Raw genomic sequence first — 6,108 nt, 5'->3', positions numbered from 1 at the left:
AGGAAGGGGAGGAAGTCAATGCCTTTGGGTGTGTTTTTTGTGGTTTTGTAGGGATGGGGTGCAACAATAAGCTACCTTTACAGCGTAGATTTTAACAGCCGCTTACAGCGGAGACAGATGAGCTCCAGCACCAAAGCGGCCGCGCACTCGGCGCACGTTCCGCCCGCTGTCATCGACCCTCCAGGCCCCGCATAGCCGCGTGTCTGCCCCCCGCGGCAAAAGGCCGGACCGTCTTCTCGCGGATGTCGAACGCGGAATTGCCATCGTCCTGGTCCACGCCGACCGCGCATGTTCGCTTATCGACGATGTCGAGTTCACTGCGTGGACTGGCGGTGTCGCTGGTCGTTTCGGGGCGACCGGTCAACCTGCCTTTACGCTGTAGATTCCGTAGATCTGAACGGAGCGGTGTCCCGCTCGACGCACTCTAGGGTGCGTCGAGCTCCCGCAGCAGCTCGACGGCGCGCGGACCGTCCTCGTAGCTGACGAACAGGTGGTCGTGATAATAGCCGGCCACAACGTTGCAGGACACCCCCGCCTCGGCGAGCGTCGACGACACAGCGGCGGTGAGACCGACGGCCTCCAGCGCCGAGTGGATCCGCAGCGTGATCCAGCCGGCGACGTAGTCGTAGGCCAACCCCGCGGCGTCGGCCTCACCCTTGGCGCAGACCACGGTGAGCGCCTCGTCCTCGGCCACGGTGACCACCGGGCGCACGCCCTTTGGAAGCGGGTCGCGGTGAGCGCATCGGGCGAAGACGTAGGCCCCCGGACGGAGTTCGGGCTCCATGCCGGTAAGCAACCGGGACAGGTCGTGCTCGGCGGTGCTCACCGCCTCCCCTCCCCCTGCGCTCGTCGCACGGCGGGTCATACGGATCCCGGACGTGAGCGCAGCGGATCCGGGCGGACGGTCCCCCAACGCTACGCTCGCCCCATTTCCGACGGGCGGATGCGGAACACCTGGAGAACACGGTCGTAGTACTTGTCGGTCTCGCCCACCCACTCCATGCCCAGACGCCGGGCCGTGCCTATCGCCCGGGTGTTGTCAGGCCTGGCCACCGCGAAGAGCTCCTCGATCCCCTGGTCGAAAGCCCATCGGATGATCACTCTGCTGGCCTCCGTGGCATAGCCGTTGCCCCACAGATCCGGCCTGATCTGCCAGCCCAGCTCGAAGTCCTCCTCGTAGGGAGGCAGCAGCCGCAGAGACAACCCACCGACGAGCAGGCCGTCCTCGCGACGCACGATCGCCCAACGCCCCGCTGGCGGGACCAGGTTGGGCTGCGCCTCCACCCAGGCGTGCAGCACCGACCGCATCGCCTGGACATCCTGCACGGTCCGCATCACCGGTGTCAGCCACCGTGCGACCTCCTCGGCGCCGTAGACCGCCAGGGCCGCTTCGGCATCGGAGTCCTCCCAGTGGCGGACGACCAGTCGCGGGGTGCGCAGCTCAGCCATAGCACGAATGTTTCCGGGGCGAGCCGGGTTCAATCCCCGCACGACAGTGCTTCCCGGACACGCGACGGGGGCCGCCCGACAGATCGAACGGCCCCCGCTCTAAAGCCAGCAATCAGGGACTAAAGGATTCCCTGCACGTTCTCGGCCTGCGGGCCCTTGGGGCCCTGCGTGATGTCGAACTCAACGCGCTGGTTCTCTTCCAGGTTGCGGAAGCCAGTCCCGTTGATGTTGCTGTAGTGCACGAAAACGTCGGGGCCACCGGCGTCCTGGCTGATGAATCCGAAGCCCTTTTCGCCGTTGAACCACTTGACGGTTCCCTGCGCCATGCGAGATCTCCCCATTTCCGAAGATCAATACCAGAACCGCACTCTGCGGCGTCTGCGGGTGCTGCGAACCTTCTTCGGAAACGAAAAACGCCCGCTGGTCAAAAACTCCGCGGGCGATCACATGCGACCAAGCGAAATCAAGACTGCAACCCACCGTTAACGTTAGCACACCCACACCCCAGGCGTCATGTGACGGTAGCCACCTTGTCCTGCGGTCATGCGCTGCCGATACGTGTACTCCCCGTATCCGGTGCCCCGCTCGCGGTCGGTGCCACTCGCGAGGGGAACGGCAGCCGTCCCCGGTCAAGGGCCTGGATCAGCGCGGCGGCACCTCCTCTGGCCGCCGCGCTCAGCCCCAGCACCGACGGCTGCAACCGGTCATCCTCGCCGGCGGGGGCGATCATCCGAGTGCGCAGCTCCGACTCCCCGGCAGGCAGGATCCAGGGAGCCAGGGGAACGAAATACCCGCCGAGGATGACCGCTTGCGGATCGAGCAGGTTCACCAGGATCGCGGCGCCGCGCCCCAACCACGTACCGGCTTCCCGGAGGACGTCGCACACGCCGTCCTCGCCGGATTCGGCCCGCTGGACGGTCGCCTGCACGGCCTGTGCGAGCGCCGCCCCGCTCAAAGGACCATCGGTCACCAGGTCGGGTACGGCCCGGCGGAGGATCGCCTCGATTCCGGCGAGCGCTTCGAGGCACCCGTGGCGGCCGCACACACACGCGGGACCGCCGGGTAGCAGCGATATATGCCCGATCTCCCCGCTGTACCCGCCCGCGCCGCGCAGCAGGACCCCGTCGGCGAGCAGACCGGCGCCGATGCCGACCTCGCCGGTGATGTAGACCAGGTCCGGCGTGCCCGCCAGGTGGCCGTGGCGGTGCTCGGCCAGCACTCCGAGACTGACGTCGTTGTCCGCGAGCACCGGTATCCCGCGCAGCATCGGCGCGGTCGGCGAGGCGGCCAGCGACTCCCCCAGCGGAAAATCCCGCCATCCCAGGTTCGGGGCGTTGCGGACGGTACCGGTGGCGGTGTCGATCAGACCGGGAACGGCGATACCGACACCCAGGATCCTGCGCTGGGAGAGCAGGGGGTCCACCAGGGAGTCGGCGATCAGGCCGGCCATCCGGCACACGCTCGCCGCCGGCCCGGCCGAGCGGGCGTCGAAGTCGATGTGCCTGCTGAACAGTTCGCCCCCCGTGAGATCCAGCGCGACGACCGTCAGGTAGTCGACGTTGACCTCCAGCCCGATGGCGGCCACGGAGCTCTCGTCCACCTCCAGCATGAGTCCGGGCCGGCCGACCTTGCGCACCGACGTGGCCCCGCTCTCCCGCAGCAGGCCGTACTCGATCAGCTCGGCGACGAGGCTGGAGACGGTCGACTTGGTCAGTCCGGCGGCCGCGGCGACCTCGGCCCGCGAGCATGGAGCCAGTCGCCGCACGGTGCGCAGCACGACGCCGAGGTTGTTGGCACGGATCGCACGCTGCCCGCTCACCCCCGCTGCCCCCTCCGGCGCCACCGTGTCACCGCCCATGTGCGTTCCCCTCCCGGCCGGACGCGCCACTGTGTTCAGCGTCAGCGTATTGACTTTAGTTCGTTCGGTCACCAAACTAACTGCGAGAATCACTTCCCGCACCGCGCTCGCACGGAGGCGCCATGACGCTCGTCGCCGGAGTCGACTCCTCCACCCAGGCCACCAAGATCGTGGTGCGCCGAGCGGAAGACGGCGCGCTGGTGCGCCAGGCGCAGGCACCGCACCCGGACGGGACAGAGATCGACCCGGAAGTCTGGTGGCGCGCGTTCCTCACCGCCTCCGAGGACGGCCTGCTCGACGGCGTGGCGGCCATAGCCGTCGCGGCCCAGCAGCACGGGATGGTCGCCCTTGACGACACGGGCGAGGTCGTTCGTCCCGCGTTGCTGTGGAACGACACCCGTTCGGCGCAGGCCGCCGAGGACCTCGTCTCCGAGCTGGGCGGGGCCGAGCAATGGGCGCGGGCCGTCGGCAGCGTCCCCGTTGCGAGCTTCACCGTCAGCAAGCTGCGCTGGCTCGCCGAGCACGAACCCGGCAACGCGGCCCGCGTGTCCGACATCCTGCTCCCCCACGACTGGCTGACCTGGCGTCTCACCGGCTCCAGCGAGCCCGCGACCGATCGCGGTGACGCCTCGGGCACCGGCTACTACTCGCCGGCCGAGGGCGGTTACCGGCCCGACCTGCTCCGCATGGCCTTCGGCGGTGACCTGCGCACACCACGAATCGCCGCGCCCGCCGAGAGCCTGCCCTCGGCTTCTGGCGACGGGCCGGCGCCCATAGAGGTCGTGGCGGCCGGGACCGGCGACAACATGGGCGCGGCGCTGGGGCTGGCCGCACGCCCCGGTGATGTGGTCGTCTCCATCGGTACGTCCGGGACCGCGTTCGCCGTGGCCGACACCCCCATCGCCGACCCCTCCGGCCAGATCGCCGGATTCGCCGATGCCACAGGCCGATTCCTGCCGCTGGTATGCACGCTCAACGCCGCCCGGGTACTCACCGCCGGCGCGGCGGCGCTCGGTGTCGACCGGGACACCTTCGACGCCCTCGCGCTAAGCGCACCCCCGGGGGCGGGCGGCCTGACGCTGCTGCCCTACCTCGAAGGCGAGCGTACCCCGAACCTTCCGGACGCTACCGGGCAACTCAGCGGAGTGACCGGCGACAACCTGACACCCGGCCACCTGGCGCGCGCCTTCGTCGAAGGAATGCTGTGCGGGCTGGCCGACGCCGTCGACGCCCTCGCCGCCGAAGGGATGCCGGCGCACCGCGTCCTGGTGATCGGGGGCGGTGCCCGCTCGGCCGCCGTGCGAGCCATCGCGCCGCAGGTGTTCGGCCGCCCCGTCGCCGTGCCCGAGGAGAGCGAGTACGTGGCCGACGGCGCCGCCCGCCAGGCCGCGTGGGCGCTGTCGGGGACGGCCGAACCACCCGCCTGGGCCAGCCTGGCCGAACCGGAGGTTCGCGACACCGGTCTCGTGCCCTCCATCCGAGAGCAGTACGCCGCCGTCCGGGCCTCCGTCGTAGGCGACGGCGAATAGCCGAACCGAAAGAGAAGGTCACGCAGTGAGCGACTACCGCCCCACACCCGACGACAAGTTCAGCTTCGGTCTGTGGACGGTGGGCTGGCAGGGTGCCAACACCTTCGGTGCCGCCGTTCGTCCTCCGCTCGATCCCTCCGAGACCGTGCGCCGCCTCGGCGAGCTGGGCGCCTACGGGGTGACCTGCCACGACGACGACCTCATCCCGCCAGGGAGCGACGCCGCCGCCCGCGACGCGATCCTGAAGCGCTTCCGCTCCGCTCTGGACGAGACCGGCCTGGTGGTGCCGATGCTCACCACCAACCTCTTCAGCCACCCGATCTTCCGCGACGGCGGTTTCACCTCCAACCGCCGCGAGGTCCGCCGTTACGCGCTCCGCAAGGTCATCCGGAACATCGACCTCGCGGCCGAACTGGGCGCGCGCACCTATGTCTGCTGGGGCGGCCAGGACGGGGCGGAGAGCGAAGCCGGCAAGGACGACCGCGCCGCCCTGGACCGGCTGCGCGAGGCCTTCGACTTCCTCTGCGGCTATGTCCGCGAGCAGGGCTACGACCTCCGGTTCGCCCTGGAGCCCAAACCCAACGAGCCGCGCGGGGACGTGCTGCTCCCCACGGTCGGCCACGCCCTGTCTTTCATCACCGAGCTTGCACACCCGGAGATGGTCGGGGTCAATCCCGAGGTCGGGCACGAGCAGATGGCCGGTCTGAACGCCTCGCACAGCGTTGCCCAGGCACTCTGGCACGGCAAGCTCTTCCACATCGACCTCAACGGTCAGCGCGGGGTCAAGTACGACCAGGACCTGCGCTTCGGCGCCGGAGACGTCAAGGAGGCGTTCTTCCTGGTCGACCTGTTGGAGAGCGCCGGCTACGACGGCCCGCGGCACTTCGACTTCAAGCCGCCCAGGACCGAGGACATCGACGGTGTGTGGGCATCGGCGGCCGCGTGCATGCGCAACTACCTGATCCTCAAGGAGAAGGCCGCTGCCTTCCGGGCCGACCCGGAGGTCGCCGACGCGCTGGCCGCCGCGGGTGTCGCCGAGCTCTCCCGGTCCACCCTCGGTCCTGGGGAGGGCGTGGCGGACCTGCTGGCCGAGGAACTCGATGTCGAGGAGGCGGGTGGGCGCGGCTACCACTTCGAACACCTCGACCAGCTCGCTCTGGACCACCTCTTCGGAGTCCGCTGACGGGCCCGCCCGCCGTCCCGCCGTAGCGGTCGTGCCGTGCGCGGCGCCGCGCACGGCACGACCGCTTCCCGCGCCCGCGGGAAGCGGTA

6 protein-coding genes are annotated in these 6,108 nt (G+C 69.6%); 2 read left to right on the top strand and 4 right to left on the bottom strand.

All coding sequences use genetic code 11. The features are described from left to right. Nucleotides 1–424: 424 nt before the first annotated feature. The 4 genes from VS93_RS25745 to VS93_RS25730 all read right to left on the bottom strand — a co-directional run bounded on the left by VS93_RS25745 (nt 425) and on the right by VS93_RS25730 (nt 3,307). Nucleotides 425–826, bottom strand: a complete 402-nt coding sequence (locus tag VS93_RS25745) for an ACT domain-containing protein (protein ID WP_236700742.1) — start codon at nt 824–826, stop codon at nt 425–427. Between the two features lie 89 nt (nt 827–915). Continuing rightward, entirely contained in the window at nt 916–1,449 is a 534-nt protein-coding gene (locus VS93_RS25740) for a GNAT family N-acetyltransferase (protein ID WP_046472441.1), read from the bottom strand. A gap of 119 nt (nt 1,450–1,568) precedes the next feature. Continuing rightward, the gene (locus VS93_RS25735) at nt 1,569–1,775 is read right to left on the bottom strand and encodes a cold-shock protein (RefSeq protein ID WP_046472440.1); all 207 of its coding nucleotides are present in this window, start codon (nt 1,773–1,775) and stop codon (nt 1,569–1,571) included. A 215-nt stretch (nt 1,776–1,990) separates the two neighbouring features. Next, entirely contained in the window at nt 1,991–3,307 is a 1,317-nt protein-coding gene (locus VS93_RS25730; protein ID WP_046472439.1) for an ROK family transcriptional regulator, read from the bottom strand. Between the two features lie 122 nt (nt 3,308–3,429). Between VS93_RS25730 and xylB the strand changes: the two genes are divergently transcribed. Beyond that, entirely contained in the window at nt 3,430–4,836 is a 1,407-nt protein-coding gene (gene xylB, locus VS93_RS25725; RefSeq protein WP_046472438.1) for a xylulokinase, read from the top strand. 25 nt (nt 4,837–4,861) lie between these two features. Continuing rightward, nucleotides 4,862–6,019, top strand: a complete 1,158-nt coding sequence (gene xylA, locus VS93_RS25720; protein WP_046472437.1) for a xylose isomerase — start codon at nt 4,862–4,864, stop codon at nt 6,017–6,019. Nucleotides 6,020–6,108: the final 89 nt, after the last annotated feature.

This window comes from Allosalinactinospora lopnorensis, assembly GCF_000981225.1.
GTDB lineage: Bacteria > Actinomycetota > Actinomycetes > Streptosporangiales > Streptosporangiaceae > Allosalinactinospora > Allosalinactinospora lopnorensis.
Note: the sequence above shows the minus strand (reverse complement) of the source record. Positions and strands in the feature narration are given on the sequence as shown.